This window comes from Caldicellulosiruptor naganoensis (genome assembly GCF_026914285.1).
GTDB classification, from domain to species: domain Bacteria; phylum Bacillota; class Thermoanaerobacteria; order Caldicellulosiruptorales; family Caldicellulosiruptoraceae; genus Caldicellulosiruptor; species Caldicellulosiruptor naganoensis.
In genome coordinates, this window is record NZ_CP113864.1 from 1467889 (window position 1) to 1483556 (window position 15668).

Here is a 15668-nt window from a genome sequence, read left to right on the forward strand (position 1 = left end):
TCAAACACCACCTTTTTCAAATTATTATATCCCCTATGACATACTCATCAAAAACCTGTCTTACTTTGACCTTGTAAATCTCATTTAGCCTAATTGACTCCATTTTGGGAACAAGTGTGCGAATGTAGTTCCCTGAGTATCCTTCAATATACCCTTTAAAACTCGAGTTTTCTTCTATTAAGACCTCTAATATCTTGCCCTCAAACCTTTTGTGAAAATTAAATGAAAGTTGTTTTGCTACACCTTTCAAAATCTCACTTCTCTTTTCTTTCTCTGCACTGCTCACTTGATTTGGCATGTCATATGCCCTGGTACCTTTTTTAGGTGAAAATCTAAAAACATGAATCCTTGAAAACCCTATCTCTTCTACAAACTTTACTGTACTCTCAAAATCCTCATCACTCTCCCCTGGAAAACCAACGATAATATCTGTTGTAAAAGCAACATCGTCCCAATAACCTCTCACCATCTTTACAATTTGTCTGTACTCCTCAGTTGTATAATGCCTGTTCATAAGTTTTAAAATCTTGTCACTTCCGCTTTGGAGTGATAAATGTAAATGATGGCATAATTTGTCAATCTTTACTAATCTTTTTATAAAGTCTTCTTTCATGACAATTGGTTCAAGCGAACTAAGTCGAATTCTCTTTACTTTTTCAAGTTTGCTAATCTCTTCTACTACATCAAGAAGTGTAACCTTATAATCCAAATCTTTACCATATGCAGAGATATTTATACCTGTGATTACAAATTCCTTGTAGCCATTTGAGGCAAGCCTTTCTACTTCCTCCAAAATGGAACTTAGACTTCTGCTCACAACAGAACCTCTTGCATATGGAATTATACAGTAAGAACAAAACTGTTCGCAACCCTCTTCTATCTTTATAAATGCTCTTGTCCTTTCATTAAAACTAGATACTTTTAATTCTTCAAAAACATCTCTTTTATATTCGTTATTTACATCAATAATCTTCTTTTTTTGTTTCAAATATTCAGTTACATATTCTAAAATCTTTTCCCTATTTCTCGTACCAACAACTATATCAACTCCCTCAATCTTTTGAACCTCTTGCGGGTAAACTTGTGGATAGCAACCCATAACCACTACTATGCTATCTGGTGAGATTCTCTTTGCTCGTTTTATTGCCTGTCTTGATTTTCTGTCGCTGATATTTGTAACTGTGCACGTGTTTATAACATATATATCTGCTGGCTTATCAAAGTCTACTATCTCATAGCCAAGTTTTTCAAAAGCTTCAGCAATTGCTTGTGTTTCATATTGGTTTACCTTGCACCCAAGTGTATAAAAAGCAACTTTCAATGTATAACATTCACCTCCATGTTTAAGTTATATTATAATATTTAGCTTACAATAAATAAAGAGTCTCAATTGCTTTTCAGCCCTTATTACAAAAATTAAAATAGATTGTTATTTTTTAATGAAAAATGGGTATAGAAAATGTGTAAGAGGTTAATTGATTTGAGCCATAAAAATATGTATGATAATAAGTGTGAGTATTATTTTAGTTTTGAAGGGAGGAATTTAAAATGAAAACAGTAACAGTAAGACTAAACACAATCGATGCCGTTAAGAACTTTGTCAACATTGTAAGCAAGTATCCATTCGACATTGACTTGACATCTGGCAGGTATGTAGTTGATGCAAAGTCGATCATGGGTATTTTTAGCCTTGACCTCAGCAAACCTATTAAGGTAGAAATTCATTCAGACAACTGCGAAGACCTTTTAAAAGAGCTTGAACCGTTTATGGAAAAGTAAAAAATAAATTTAGCGTGGCCTCAAGCCCACGCTAAATTTACTTTTAGGACCTTTTTTGTTTGAAAAGCTTCTCTTTTAAGATATCCCAAAATGTTTTCCTCTGACATTCTTGAAGAGTTACAATAGGAAGTGAGTAGGATTGATGGTCAAATTTTATTTCTATCTTTCCCACCTTGGTGTACTTTTTAACTGGAGCCAAAATTTTGCTTGAAATAATCACATTGATTTTTGGACTTTGATCTTTTGTAAAAATAAAGCTTTTTTGTTGTTTTATCCCTAACTTTACCCATTTTTCTCTTGAATCTTTGACTTTCAAATAGCCCATCTCTCCTCTCTCAATTTTTAGAAGTTTGTAATTTTGATATGCAAAGTCAAGAATTTTCTTGGTATCATTCCACATATCAGGTGCGTTGAGCACAAAACAAATAACCCTAAAATCATCTCGGCAGGCAGAAGTAACAAGGCACCTACCAGCTCTTTTAGTAAAACCTGTCTTAACACCTTCAGCTCCTTTATATGATTTGAGCATTTTATTTTTGTTTTTCAAAATTCTGTTATATGATCGGGTTGTCCATCTTATTTCTTTCTGAGTCGTCCTCACAATCTCTCTAAATGTCTGATTCTTCATAGCATAAGCAGTAAGACGTGCTAAATCATGGGCTGTGGTGTAATGCTGTCCTTCTTCAAGTCCATGTGGTGATGAAAATACAGTATTCTCAAGTCCAAGTTCTTTTGCCTTTTTATTCATCAAATGGACAAATTTCTTAACATCTCCACAAACGCTAATTGCCAAAGCCACTGCAGCATCGTTGCCAGAAGCAAGCATAAGTCCATACAAAAGTTCAATTATTTTTAGTCTTTCACCCTTTTCTAAATAAATTGATGAGCCAGGAACACCAACTGCTTGAGCAGGAATTTCAATCTCCTTGTTGAGGTCACAATTTTCTATTGTCAGTATTGCTGTCATTATTTTAGTAGTACTTGCCATAGGGAGCTTTAAATCTTTACTCTTCTAAAATAAAATTTTGCCTGTGGTCCATTCTATCGCTATTGCCGATTTTGCAGTGATTTGAGTGTCACACTTTAAACCTGCATAACATTCTTTACAGTAATTTAGAGACCATAAACTTACTATAACCAATAGAACGAAGAACTTGATTATCTTGGCCATATACAAAAACACCCCCTACACTTTTATTTTGAGTTTTTCGTGTAGGGAGGTATGTATCCATCTTTTACTTCTGGTATAATCTTTTGTAATTATCTATCATGATATCTAAGGAATCACCTGACAGGCGCTCAATCAAACTATTTGCTAATACATAAGCCACAGCCGCCCTCATCACGACACTTCCTGCTGGTACAGCACAAGTATCTGACCTTTCAATTGCCGCTTCTTTTTCCTTTAAATCTTGTAAATCTACACTTCTAAGTGGCTTGTACAATGTAGGAATTGGCTTGAAAGCAGCCCTTATTACAATATCCATACCATTCGAGATTCCACCTTCAATGCCACCTGCATTGTTTGTCTTTCTATAAAAGCCTTTTTGATCATCGTAAAAGATCTCATCATGCACCTCACTACCAAGCCTTCTTGCTGCTTCAAATCCCAGTCCAATTTCAACACCTTTAACAGACTGGATGCTCATAACGGCTTGAGCAAGAAGGCCGTCAAGTTTTCTATCCCAGTGTGTATGACTTCCAAGCCCAAAAGGCACATTTTTACAAATCACTTCAGCAACCCCACCGACACTATCTCCCGACTCTTTTGCTGTATCTATTACCTTTTTCATATCACTCTCAGCCTCTTTGTCAATACAGAAAAGTTCGGAATCCTGTGCTTCTTCAAACAAACTTACATCATCAAGACTGTACTTTCTTTTAATTCTAACCCCGCCTATTTCCACAACATGATTGTAGAGCTTTATTCCAAAAACCCTCAAAAGCTCCTCACACAAAGCTCCTATCGCAACACGCATAGCCGTCTCACGCGCACTTGCCCTTTCTAACACCGGCCTTGCATCAACAAACCCATATTTAAGACACCCCGGCAAGTCAGCATGACCAGGCCGAGGTATAGTAACCTTTTTAGTCACTGTGTCACATGAAATTGGATCCATGTATTTTTGCCAATTTACATAGTCTTTGTTCTCAATCATTATTGTAATGGGTGCACCTGTTGTGTAGGAGTTTCTCACACCTGACAAAATTATAGCTTTGTCTTTTTCAATCTCCATTCTTTTTCCTCTACCATATCCTCGTTGCCTAAGTTCTAATAGCCTATTAATATTTTCAATATTGATTTTTACATTTGCTGGGAATCCTTCAAGAATTCCTATTAAACACTTTCCATGGGTTTCGCCTGCATCTAAGAATCTCATTTTTTCACCTCGAGCAAAAAAAATAATTTTATTTCACTGCAAAGAAGGAAGTTGCAGAAAATATAATATTAAGTGAGCATGGTCTTTAAGTCAAAGTAACTTTAACAATGAAAACAAAACTTGTAAGTTTAGCTTTAGTTATCTTAATTATATACATTATTCTCACCATCTTCATTATGAAAAGTTCAAATCAGTATATATATGTGTACCACGAACCTTCCATGTTAAAAACAAATTTTGGACAGTCTAAGTATTTTTCAATCATAGGACAGTTCAAAGTAAGCCTTGAGAAGGTAACAAAAGAGAAATTTTTTATAATCTATTCTCAGATTACAGGAAATCAAAGCTATTTTGGCTTAACACTTATTATTGAAGACTTAATAAAAAAAATATTGACAAATCAGCATTTGAATATATCTACATTCAAGATACAAAAACATTAAAGAAGTTTTACCCCATTCCGTACTATGAAATTGAAAACTTTCCAATAGATAAACCTCTTGCATACAAAGCAAAATTCTATGCTAAATTTCTGCCTCTACCTTACCAAACCTCATCCATAGATATCTACTTCAAATTTTCTGACAAACTTTTTGTACTAAATAATGTGGACATAAGATGAAAACCTCAATAATCGTTGAGTGCTAAGCTAATAAGGTATCTCAGTTCTTCGAGATTGTTGTTCAGAAGATCTAATCTCTCTGGTGAAATAGAAGCACTCTTTATATGTTCTTTTAACCTGTATAGCTCATCTTCAATATCCTCAATCTGAGCCAAAATTGAAAGATTGATAAACGAAGGCGAAGGAGAAAATAGCCTATCTTTTGTCACAACCTGCTCTGGATCTATTACGTAAAATTCGCCTCGTGCAGGAATATGAACATCAACACCAAAGATTTTTCCAAGTTCCTGTGCAAACTCAATTTGTGACTCCTTCTCCCCATGCACTACAAAGATTTGTTTTGGCTTACTTTTCATCTTATCAATCCAGTTAATAAGTCCATTTTTATCCGCATGGCCAGAATATGCTTCAATATACTCTATCTTTGCTCTAACCTCAATTTCTTCACCAAAGATTTTGACCTTTTTCTGACCATCTAAGAGTTTTCTTCCCAGGGTGTTTGGTGCTTGATAACCAACAAAGAGTATTGTGTTGTTTTCCTTCCAAAGATTATGTTTGAGATGATGTTTTATTCTCCCAGCTTCACACATCCCGCTTGAAGAGATTATTATACAGCTTTTTTCATAGTTATTTAGCATCCTTGATTCATCAGCTGTGCGGACAAACTTTAAATTCTTAGGTTCAAGCGGGTAAATTCCTTTTTTTACAAACTCCGCAGCTTCTTCATCAAAATAATCTATATGTTTTTTATACACACTACTTGCCGAGGTAGCCAATGGACTGTCAACAAAAATCTCAACACTCTGAATTAGTTTTGCTTCATCAGAACCACTACTTATCTCCTTTGCTATTTCATACAAAATCTCTTGAGTCCTCCCAACAGCAAATGAGGGAATTATAACCTTTCCACCTTTTGAAATAGTATCACAAATTATCTTTATCAGTTTTTTAGATTTGTTTTCCACATCTTCATGGAGTCTATCGCCGTAGGTGCTTTCAATAAAAAGGTAGTCACACCCATCTATTGTTGATGGGTCTTTTAAGATAGGAACATTTCTGTTTCCTAAGTCACCAGAAAACACTAATTTATACTCTTTCCCACCTTCAGTTATGTAAAGTTCAACTATTGCTGAGCCAAGCATATGACCTGCGTCTTTTAATACAAACCGAAGATTATTGCTTATTTCAATCACCTGCTCATATTTTACACCCTTGAACAATTCCAAACAGGAATAGGCATCATCAATAGTGTAAAGAGGTTTTAGCCCTTCTTTTCCCTCTCTTTTTCTTTTTTTATTCTTCCACTCTACTTCACTTTCCTGAATATGAGCACTGTCCGGAAGCATAATGCTACATAAATCAGCAGTTGCATCAGTTGCATAGATTGTCCCCCTAAAGCCATCTTTGTAAAGCTTGGGAATTCTTCCACTGTGGTCAATGTGAGCATGAGATAAAATTATAAAGTCAATATCTGGCGGATTGAAAGGAAATGTCTCAAAATTCAGTTCATCTTCAGCATGTCCACCTTGAAACATACCACAGTCAATCAAAAATTTTTTACCGTCACATTCAAAATAGTAACACGAACCTGTTACAGTTTGAGCAGCACCTAAAAAGGTTACCTTCAAAATTCTCTCTCCTCTCATTTAATCTCAACTTTTCCATATTGAGGCACTATCTCAAACCATGTATTGCCTTTTAAAAGCTGAATCTCTTTACCGTCATTATCTTTAATTGTAAATGAGTTTTTCATATCAAATGTATAAGTTACTGGAATAGTTCTTCCTTCTTGAAGCAAGTATCCTTTTCCTTTAGAAAAATCTACTTCTTGCCTCCCCTTATCATCATTTTTTATTGTGTCATATTTAGCAACTAATATTATCAAATTTTTTGCAAAAAGCTGAGAACCTGTTTCTTTGTCAATATGTGGTTTTTCTTTCACAAACCTCATATAAACTCTTTTGACAGGGTCATATTCATACTTGACATAATACCAACCTGAAAATCGTATTTTTACTTTTGAGTTGCTCAATGTATGTTTATTTGCTACCCTATCTGTTAAAGGATAAAATTTATAACTTTGCTGCTTCTTGTAGCCTTTCTTATCAAAATACCTTATCAGGTTTTCCATAGTCGAGTACAAATTATGGGGAGCTTTTCTATCAGATGTTCTATAAAAAATTCCTCCACCTGTGTAAATCGCATCAATATGAGGAATATAATTTTGTTTAAAGAGTCTATAAGCTTGGGGGCTTCCACCACAGTGAACATAATACGCGTTTAGTGACTTTGCTATCTGCATAAAGTAAGGCCTTGCACTTCTGATTGGTCCCACTTTTTTAGGATATGTATGATGGTAGATTGCCATTATACGTGTCGCTCCACCTTCTATTAGTGCTTCATACAAATATTCTGCCTGGTTTAACGACGACTGAGGAATTGCACCTGGTTCGTTGTTTATCATCACTGCAATTACCTGATGTTCATCCCCTCGATGTATTGCCTCACCTGTAAGCTTGCATGTGTAAGTATCAGCTCTGCTACCGTCTGAAACCACTTGTTCCTGTTTTTTGGGCTGTGTGACTTTTGTGACTTCGGAACCTGTAGAAACAGAAGCCTTTTTCTTTCCACAGCCTATTAACAAAACTACAAGCAAAATTATTACAATTGCAATTGTAAAAGCTTTATATAAAAAATTTCTTGAACAAATCCATCTCATACTTGTCCCTCTCTTTATTTAATCTTAAATATCAAAAGTGTCACCAGTATACCAATAACCGCCCCTACAATTGTTTCCCAAATGGTGTGAATCTTTGCTTCAATTCTACTCTCCAAAACTAAAAACGCCATAAAAATAGCTAAGGTTACTACTATCAAATTGTTTGTCAGCATAATTATGGCAGTCGCTGCTGCAAAAGCTAAAGCTGTATGTCCGCTTGGCATACCACCTTGCATGAACTTTGTTCTATTGTTAATAGCCTTTACAACAATTATTACCATTGATACTATAATAAGTGATAAAAAAACTACATGAAAAGAAATTCCCCTTATGTGTTTTAACGTTATTTCTAAAGGCAACTTCATCTTGTCATAAAACAAAAAGTATCCAATTGTTAATACTAAAAGAGCAGTTACTAAAACAGCACCTGCTGCTACATCCTTTGCAATCTTTGCTTTTGTCTCAAAGTCTTTGGCTATAAGATCAATGGTATTTTCTATCGCAGTGTTTATAAGTTCTGCCGTAATAACAAGCCCAATGCAAATTAAAATTATTATTGTTTCAATTTTGTTTAATTTGAAGACTATAGTAAATAACAATACTAAAAAAGCTATCAGAAAGTGTATCCTCATATTCCTTTGTGTCTTGAATGCAACAATTATTCCATTTATTGCATTATCGAAACTCTCAATAAGTGTCCTTTTTCTCTTCATCTTGTCAATCCCATACCTTCTAAGACCATCTCTTCATACTTTCTCATAAGTTTTCTATCATTTTCTTCTATGTGATCAAAACCCAATAAGTGTAAAACTGAGTGAACAGTCAAATATGCTATCTCTCTTTTCACCGAGTGTCCAAATTCCTTTGCTTGTTCATATACCTTTTCAATTGAAATAACAATATCTCCAAGTGGGATTTCCTCTTCCACAATAGTTATATCTTCCTGCAGCACACCATTTTTGAACTCAAAAATAGGAAATGACAACACATCAGTTTCTTCGTCTATATTCCTGTAGTTTTTGTTTAGCTCTTTTATGAACTGATTGTCCACAATCATTACGCTAATCTCATAGTTGTCATCATCCATAAAAATCTTTAACGTATTTAGCACCGAATCCTCTATTATCCTATAAATATTTTCATCTATTTGATATTTATCCTGCTGATTTTGAATGTAAATTTTCACTTCTTTCTACCACCTCTTCTTTGTCTATACCATCATCAATCAAATTATAGCTCACTCTTTTATGAAAAACACCTGTTAAAACTTTAATAAAACTCTCACAAATAGCTTCCAACTCTTTAAAGGTCAAATTGCTGGAATTGAGCTGCCCATCCATAAGTTTTTCATGAATTATATTCCTTATAGTACTTTCTATAAGCTGTGGAGTTGGTGACGAGAGTGCTCTTACCGCAGCCTCGACAGAGTCTGCAAGCATCACTATTGCTGCTTCTTTGCTTTGAGGAATTGGGCCTTCATACCTAAACCTTTGTTCGCTTACCTGCTGATTTTGTACCAAAGCCTTGCCATAGAAAAAAGCCACCTTTGTTGTCCCATGATGCTGCTTTATAATATCTAATACCTGTTTAGGAAGCCTATACTCTTTGCCTATCTCTACACCATCCTTGGTGTGAGATGTTATAATTAGCGCAGAAAGTGTTGGAGTTATCTTATTGTGTGGGTCTTCTTCTATAATTTGATTTTCCTTAAAATAGAATGGCCTTTTCAATTTTCCAATATCATGATAATAAGCTCCTACTCGTGCCAATAGGTAATTCCCACCCACTGCTTCACAAGCAACCTCTGCTAAATTACCTACTATCAAGCTGTGATGGTAAGTACCAGGTGCTTCTAACAGAAGTCTTTTCAGTAGTGGGTGGTTCGGGTTTGAAAGCTCCATTAGTCTAATTGGCGTGGCATAGTCAAGGATATACTCCCATATTGGGAGTGTACCATATGCAAGCACAAATGACAGCGCTGTTCCAACAAAGGAGTTCACTGCATTATATAAAACCATTTCGCCTTGAGTTTGGTAAACAAGTTCCATTGTCAAAACAAAGAGAGATGAAATCATGCTTGCTAAAAAACCATGACTTACAAACTGCATTCTGTTTTGAATCTTGTGTGAAACAATTGAACTTAAACTTCCACCTATAAAAAGATACAAGGCAAAATTAAGGTTTTTGTCCCCTACTATCAACAATGTAATGATTGATATAACAATATTAAAAATAATTGCAATCCTTACGTCAATCAAAAGAGAAACCAACACAATTCCCATAAAAGCAGGTATTGCAAATGCAGAAATTGGAAGAAGAAATTTTATTAAAAGTAAGTTCAAAATCAAAATTGAACTCACAGCAGTCATATCTTTGCAGTTGTTTATAAACTCTCTTTCAACAAGATAGAAGTATACACACATAAATAGAAGCAAGATCAGAAGAAGTAACAATATCCCTATGAAATCTTTGGTAGTTTGTATATTACCATAATGATTTGGGTTGATATTTAATACCGACAAAATTCTTCTAATTAAAAAATCCTGATTTTTTTGGTTAGATGTCAATATTAAAATCATAGATATAATAAAAAAAGTAAAGAGTGACAATACACGGCAAAAATACACTTTTTGCTTTTCATGCCATTTTTGATAGTTTTGTAACATCTTAATTTTCTTGTTTCTCCCTTCGTTTTTCTTCATACCTATTGTATGCATTTATGATTTTCTGGACAAGCTGATGTCTTACAACATCTTGATATGTCAAAAACACAAACTCAATTCCTTCAATGTCTCTGAGTATCTTTGTCACTTGAACAAGTCCTGACTCAACACCACTCGGAAGGTCAATCTGGGTTATATCCCCCGTTACTACCACCTTTGACCCAAATCCAAGTCGTGTCAAAAACATTTTCATCTGTTCAGATGTTGTATTTTGAGCCTCATCTAAGATAATAAAAGCATCATCTAAGGTTCTACCACGCATGTATGCAAGTGGGGCAACCTCTATGATCCCTCTTTCCATATATCTTTGATAGGTTTCTGTGCCAATCAAATCATGCAGTGCATCATAGATTGGTCTTAAGTACGGATCAACCTTTGTCTGCAGATCACCTGGTAAAAATCCTAATTTTTCCCCCGCTTCAACAGCTGGTCTTGTCAGAATAATCTTACTTATTTCCTTCTTCTTAAGGTAATAAACAGCCATAGCCATTGCTAAATATGTCTTTCCTGTACCTGCTGGCCCAATCCCAAACACAATTGTGTTGTTCATTATTGCTTCAATATATCTCTTTTGCCCCAGCGTCTTTGGTTTTACTTGTTTTCCCCTGTGGGTTATAAATATGACTTCATCTTCTAATTTCCTTACCTCTTCGTCTTCCAATGTTTCGATAACATATCTTATTGTGTGCTCATCAATGTCCAGTTTCTTCTTCTCCATATCATGTAAAATCTTTATTGTTTTCTCAGCTTTTCTGATGTTTTCAGGACTGTTTCCAATAATTTTAATTGCATTATCACGGAAAACTATATTAACATGCAACAATTCCTCCAAGGTTTTTACCTTAGAATCAAACTCACCAAAGATGTTCCACAGATCTCTTGTATCTTCAATACTTACAGTTGATATTAATCTTTCTTCCAACAAAAGCTTACCCTCCTAAAGTCCGTTTTATTTTTTCAATGCTATATCTTCCAAACATTCATAATATCTAATACATTCTATCCTCTTTATTTCGTTCCTCATTTTTATGACCTTAAAATATGTCCTTACTTTTGAAATAGCAAGAATTTTTTTATCTGTCGTTTTTCTTTTAAAATCCTTATCGCAACTTTTTATTAGCTCTTCTTTTACCTTCTCTAAATCAAGGATATATTTTCTTAACTCATATTTTCTTATCTCATATACACCTACTCTAAATGGAACAATAAAAATTTTATACTCCCTTATTTTAATTTTATCACAATTTTCATTATTAGTAACCACAATTTTTGGTATAACCTCATGTTGACCTATTGCAATAAATGGCACCTTTTTTTGAAAGGTATAAACCTTCTGAGATGTAGGCAAAGAAAAGTCTTTAGAGACTGTATAAAATGTTGCCGCAATTATATCTGCTATGGCATCTTCATAGTACTCATTTCCATCTTTCGTAACAACCTTGTTATCAACAAGAAGCTGACCTGCAATTACAGTATCTCCTTCTTTCACAAGAGCATTTCCTGATTTTAGTAAAAGCTTTTGTACAACTCCACTGCTTCTTGCAAAAATTTTCCCATGTTTGTTTTGTGGATTGTCTCCTTCTCTTTTTACGTATTCTACTATTAATAATCCCCCTTCTTTCTTCACCTTTACCCACATCAGCTCTTCTAATTCGGAAAGAAGCACTTTTGATAGTTTTTCTCCATCAATGCAGGACTTTAATGTAAATGGTTTTATGTTGTAGTTCCTCAACTTTTGTTCTATTTTTTGCGCACTAAGCTATCGTCATTTTGAGGGTTTATTTTTATATCAAATATAAAAAGATTGAACAGAAAGAGTAAAAAGACGGAAAACACAATGGAGATAAGCTTAAAAATTGTAACTTCTCTCAATAAAAAATAAATTCCCCTCTTTTCTAAAACATGAAACCTTGATTTTGACTTTTTAGTAATGTTTACTACTTTCCTAAAATTAGACAACCTTATCATAATAATTAACGAATCTGGTTCTCTTTTCTTTACTGCCAGTAAAACTTTGTTAAATACAAGCATATTCAAAAACTTATTTAGATTCCCACCTTCTACTTTCAAGACTACGTAATTCGTAAGCATCTTATTTTTCTTTCTCCTCACTTAGGCTTATATACTCAATACATTTTATCTTTCAACCAATCACTATAACTTCTTCGTTCACTTTTTTGATTATAAGTTTATTACCTTTAATGTAAAGTGGACGTTTTATTGTACTTAATTTAACTACGTTTTCTTCATACATAATAAGCCCCTTATGATTCTCTACTACCACCTCATCTTCTCCAACAACTGTAATTCTCGGTTCATTTGTAATTGCTTCTATGGGAAGTTGAGAAACTTGTATCATCTCTTTTAAAACCTTGTGTTTTTTCATTGATATAGTTCACACACCTTAAAACAAACTGTTCCACCTCTATTTTATTTATACTCTCATACTTTTATAACAAAAAAGTGGCCCTCCTTTTTGGGAGAACCACTTGTTATACTCTTCATTATAATCTTGAGAGATGCTTTTTCACAACCTCACTCACAACCTTACCTTCTGCCCTGCCACTTACCTTTTGCATTACTTCTTGCATAACCTTGCCCATGTCTTTCATTCCTGAAGGTTTTAACTTTTCTATCACCTCAAGAACTATTTTTTCTATTTCTTCATCGGTCAGCATAGGCGGAAGGTATGATTGCAATATCTCAATTTCTCTATTTAGCTCATCAATCAATTCCTGTCTTCCACTTTTTATATACTCTGGCAGGCTATCTTTCCTCTTTTTGATCTCTTTTGCAATTACATTCAAAACCCCACTGTCGTCAAGCACAACTTTATTGTCCTTTTCAAACTGCAATATTGCAGCTCTTACCATGCCAACGACATTCTTTTTCACAACATCCTTTTCTTTCATAGCAGATTTGTAATCTCCTAAAAGCTTTTCTTTAAGGCTCAAAATCCACGCCCCCTACAACTTATCTGCGCTTTCTCCTACGTGCCGCTTCTGATTTCTTTTTCCTTCGTACGCTTGGGCTTTCATAGTGCTCTCTTTTTCTAAGCTCTGCTAAAATCCCAGCCTCTGCTAATTTCTTCTTAAATCTCCTGAGGGCACTATCGAGCGATTCATTTTCGCCCACTCTTACTTCTGACATCAAATTCCCTCCTCTCAAACCAAGCTCAAAAACACAAGCACGGGATTTATGGTACTATTATAACTCACTTATCTCAAGGATGTCAAATTATTTACTAATATCTTCTTCAAATAATTTTTGAAACAAACCAAAAAGTTCTTTGTTCTTTTTCTCTAAATTTATCGGCTTGAAACTTCTGTCAACAAACGCATGTTCGGTATATCCAGTTGCACAAACAATACCCTCTTTTAAAACTTCATAATAGAATTTTATTCTACTACGTGTCAAATTATAAATCTTTGTTCTAATTTTTAGCCTATCTTCATAAAAACAAGGCTTTTTGAAATCACAGCCGCAACTTATTAATGGTAAATACACACCCAAGTTATTTTCTATCTCAGAATATGAAATCCCTGCCTTTTTAATAAGCTCTGTCCTTCCAACTTCAAACCATATAAAATAGTTTGAATGATGGACAATCCCCATTTTATCTGTCTCAGCATATCTTACAACAAGATCTGTCTCTATCATTTCTGATTACCCCAAATAAGTAATTTTAGCTCTTGAGTTCTCCACTAAAGACAAGTCCTTTTTGTGCATCCATTGTAACAACAATTCCATTTTTGAGTATCTCTACAGCATTTTTAGCATCGGTTATGACAGGAATATCCAACGCAGCACCGACAATTACTGCATGTGAGTTTTGGCCGCCTTCTTCTGTTATAATACCTGATGCTCTTTTCATATAAGGAATAAAATCATTGTTTGTCTGCGTTGTGACAATTATATCTCCATCTTCAAAGTTTTGCTTTAGCTCATTAAGATTTTTTGCAACACATACTCTTGCTGTAACTTTGCCACTTCCCCAACCTCTTCCTTCAACCAGTACATGACCAACAACATGAACTTTGAGAATATTTGTTGTTCCACTTACACCAACTGGCACACCTGCCGTGATTACAACCAAATCGCCATTTTTGACAATCTTTGATTTAACAGCAATTTCTACTGAGTGGTCGAAGATATCATCGGTAGAATCTTTATACTCAGCTAAAAAAGGATAAACACCCCATGAAAGATTGAGTTGTCTTCTTACCTTCTCGCATGGAGTAGTTGCTATAATTGGACAAGCAGGTCTGAATTTTGAAACCATTCTTGCTGTGTTGCCTGATTTTGTAACAGTAATGATTGCCTTTGCCCCAAGGTCATGGGCAGTTGTACACGTAGCATGAGATATAGCATTTGTAACATTAACTGGCATGTCAAACACCTGAGATTGGAATCTTTTGATATAGTCAATCTGGCTTTCTACTCTTTCAGCAATCTTTGCCATTGTAGCAACACTTTCAACAGGGTATTTACCCATAGCCGTCTCGCCAGAAAGCATTATAGCAGATGTTCCATCAAAGATTGCATTTGCTATGTCGCTTACTTCTGCTCTTGTTGGACGCGGATTTCTTATCATTGATTCTAACATTTGGGTTGCTGTAATTACTGGCTTGCCTGCTTTATAACATTTTTCAATAAGCATTTTTTGGACAAGTGGTACTTCCTCAAATGGAAGCTCAACACCTAAATCTCCTCTGGCAACCATAATTCCATCAGCAACTCTTATAATCTCATCACAGTTTGCAACACCTTCTTGAGTCTCTATTTTAGCTATTATCAAAATGTCTCTACCGCCGTGTTTATTTAAAAACTCTCTTATCTCCAGAACATCACTTGCCTTTCTTATAAAAGAAGCTGCTATGAAGTCAACATCGTTTTCAATACCAAAAAGAATGTCTTCCTTGTCCTTTTGAGTCAGTGCTGGAAGCCTTATGGGTATACCTGGAACATTTACTCCTTTTTGATTTGTTAAAACTCCTCCGTTTTTTACTTTACAAATTATATTCTTGTCTGTCTTGTCTTCAACAATAAGCTCAATCAATCCATCATCAATCAATATCTTGTCACCTGGTTTTACATCCTCAACAAGTTCTTTGTAGGTTATACTTACAACTTCTTCATTTCCTAATATCTCCTCTGTTGTGAGTATAAATCTCTGTCCTTCTTTCAATTCAACCTTACCATCTTTGAAAAAACCAATCCTAATTTCTGGACCTTTTGTATCAAGCAAAATAGGAATAGGCTTATCAAGCTCTTCACGAATTTTTTTTATCAAATCAATTTTTCTCTTATGTTCTTCGTGAGTTCCGTGAGAAAAATTAAGCCTTGCAACATCCATTCCATGTTCAATAAGTTTTCTTACTATCTCTTCAGAGTCACTTGCTGGCCCCAATGTACAGACTATCTTTGTCTTTCTCAATTTTAAA

Annotated in this window: 17 protein-coding genes and 1 pseudogene; 2 read left to right on the forward strand and 16 right to left on the reverse strand. The window is 34.7% G+C overall.

From position 1 onward, the window contains the following. Positions 1–16 precede the first annotated feature (16 nt). Positions 17–1321, reverse strand: coding sequence for a tRNA (N(6)-L-threonylcarbamoyladenosine(37)-C(2))-methylthiotransferase MtaB (gene mtaB / locus OTJ99_RS07245; RefSeq protein WP_045164679.1), 1305 nt, complete (start codon positions 1319–1321; stop codon positions 17–19). A gap of 227 nt (positions 1322–1548) precedes the next feature. Between mtaB and OTJ99_RS07250 the strand changes: the two genes are divergently transcribed. Next, positions 1549–1779 (forward strand): HPr family phosphocarrier protein, encoded by a 231-nt coding sequence (locus OTJ99_RS07250; RefSeq protein ID WP_045164678.1) that lies wholly within the window; start codon positions 1549–1551, stop codon positions 1777–1779. Between the two features lie 43 nt (positions 1780–1822). Here OTJ99_RS07250 and OTJ99_RS13055 read toward each other — a convergent pair. Further along, positions 1823–2950: pseudogene (locus OTJ99_RS13055) on the reverse strand (D-alanyl-D-alanine carboxypeptidase family protein). 64 nt (positions 2951–3014) lie between these two features. Continuing rightward, a complete protein-coding gene (gene aroC, locus OTJ99_RS07260; protein WP_045164677.1) occupies positions 3015–4160 on the reverse strand; it encodes a chorismate synthase in 1146 nt (381 codons plus the stop codon). Positions 4161–4267: 107 nt separating this feature from the next. Here aroC and OTJ99_RS07265 point away from each other — a divergent pair, with 107 nt between their 5' ends. Beyond that, positions 4268–4603 carry a hypothetical protein gene (locus OTJ99_RS07265; protein WP_235374563.1) on the forward strand — a complete coding sequence of 112 codons (336 nt, stop codon included), beginning with the start codon at positions 4268–4270 and terminating at the stop codon, positions 4601–4603. A gap of 184 nt (positions 4604–4787) precedes the next feature. Here the strand turns inward: OTJ99_RS07265 and OTJ99_RS07270 are convergent, their stop codons facing one another. The 13 genes from OTJ99_RS07270 to pyk all read right to left on the reverse strand — a co-directional run bounded on the left by OTJ99_RS07270 (position 4788) and on the right by pyk (position 15661). Next, positions 4788–6410 carry an MBL fold metallo-hydrolase RNA specificity domain-containing protein gene (locus OTJ99_RS07270; RefSeq protein WP_045164676.1) on the reverse strand — a complete coding sequence of 541 codons (1623 nt, stop codon included), beginning with the start codon at positions 6408–6410 and terminating at the stop codon, positions 4788–4790. Positions 6411–6424: 14 nt separating this feature from the next. Continuing rightward, positions 6425–7501 (reverse strand): DUF3048 domain-containing protein, encoded by a 1077-nt coding sequence (locus OTJ99_RS07275; RefSeq protein ID WP_045164675.1) that lies wholly within the window; start codon positions 7499–7501, stop codon positions 6425–6427. A 14-nt stretch (positions 7502–7515) separates the two neighbouring features. Continuing rightward, positions 7516–8214, reverse strand: coding sequence for a diacylglycerol kinase (locus OTJ99_RS07280; protein ID WP_045164674.1), 699 nt, complete (start codon positions 8212–8214; stop codon positions 7516–7518). Continuing rightward, positions 8211–8687, reverse strand: coding sequence for an rRNA maturation RNase YbeY (gene ybeY, locus OTJ99_RS07285; RefSeq protein WP_045164673.1), 477 nt, complete (start codon positions 8685–8687; stop codon positions 8211–8213). Before ybeY ends, OTJ99_RS07280 begins: the two co-directional genes overlap by 4 nt. Further along, positions 8656–10167, reverse strand: a complete 1512-nt coding sequence (locus OTJ99_RS07290) for an HD family phosphohydrolase (RefSeq protein WP_045165511.1) — start codon at positions 10165–10167, stop codon at positions 8656–8658. The genes ybeY and OTJ99_RS07290 overlap by 32 nt, the downstream gene beginning before the upstream one ends. Before the next feature lies 1 nt (position 10168). Further along, positions 10169–11146: a PhoH family protein gene (locus tag OTJ99_RS07295; protein ID WP_083943488.1), complete on the reverse strand. Its 978-nt coding sequence runs from the start codon at positions 11144–11146 to the stop codon at positions 10169–10171. Between the two features lie 27 nt (positions 11147–11173). Then, positions 11174–11956, reverse strand: a complete 783-nt coding sequence (locus OTJ99_RS07300) for a sporulation protein YqfD (RefSeq protein ID WP_268748476.1) — start codon at positions 11954–11956, stop codon at positions 11174–11176. Positions 11957–11964: 8 nt separating this feature from the next. Next, the gene (locus OTJ99_RS07305; RefSeq protein ID WP_083943486.1) at positions 11965–12315 is read right to left on the reverse strand and encodes a sporulation protein YqfD; all 351 of its coding nucleotides are present in this window, start codon (positions 12313–12315) and stop codon (positions 11965–11967) included. A 52-nt stretch (positions 12316–12367) separates the two neighbouring features. Further along, entirely contained in the window at positions 12368–12610 is a 243-nt protein-coding gene (locus OTJ99_RS07310) for a YabP/YqfC family sporulation protein (protein ID WP_045164671.1), read from the reverse strand. A 118-nt stretch (positions 12611–12728) separates the two neighbouring features. Continuing rightward, positions 12729–13178: a GatB/YqeY domain-containing protein gene (locus OTJ99_RS07315; protein ID WP_045164670.1), complete on the reverse strand. Its 450-nt coding sequence runs from the start codon at positions 13176–13178 to the stop codon at positions 12729–12731. A 19-nt stretch (positions 13179–13197) separates the two neighbouring features. Then, positions 13198–13374, reverse strand: a complete 177-nt coding sequence (gene rpsU, locus OTJ99_RS07320; RefSeq protein WP_045164669.1) for a 30S ribosomal protein S21 — start codon at positions 13372–13374, stop codon at positions 13198–13200. 87 nt (positions 13375–13461) lie between these two features. Beyond that, positions 13462–13884, reverse strand: a complete 423-nt coding sequence (locus tag OTJ99_RS07325) for an acyl-CoA thioesterase (protein WP_045164668.1) — start codon at positions 13882–13884, stop codon at positions 13462–13464. 25 nt (positions 13885–13909) lie between these two features. Continuing rightward, entirely contained in the window at positions 13910–15661 is a 1752-nt protein-coding gene (pyk, locus tag OTJ99_RS07330) for a pyruvate kinase (protein WP_045164667.1), read from the reverse strand. Positions 15662–15668 lie beyond the last annotated feature (7 nt).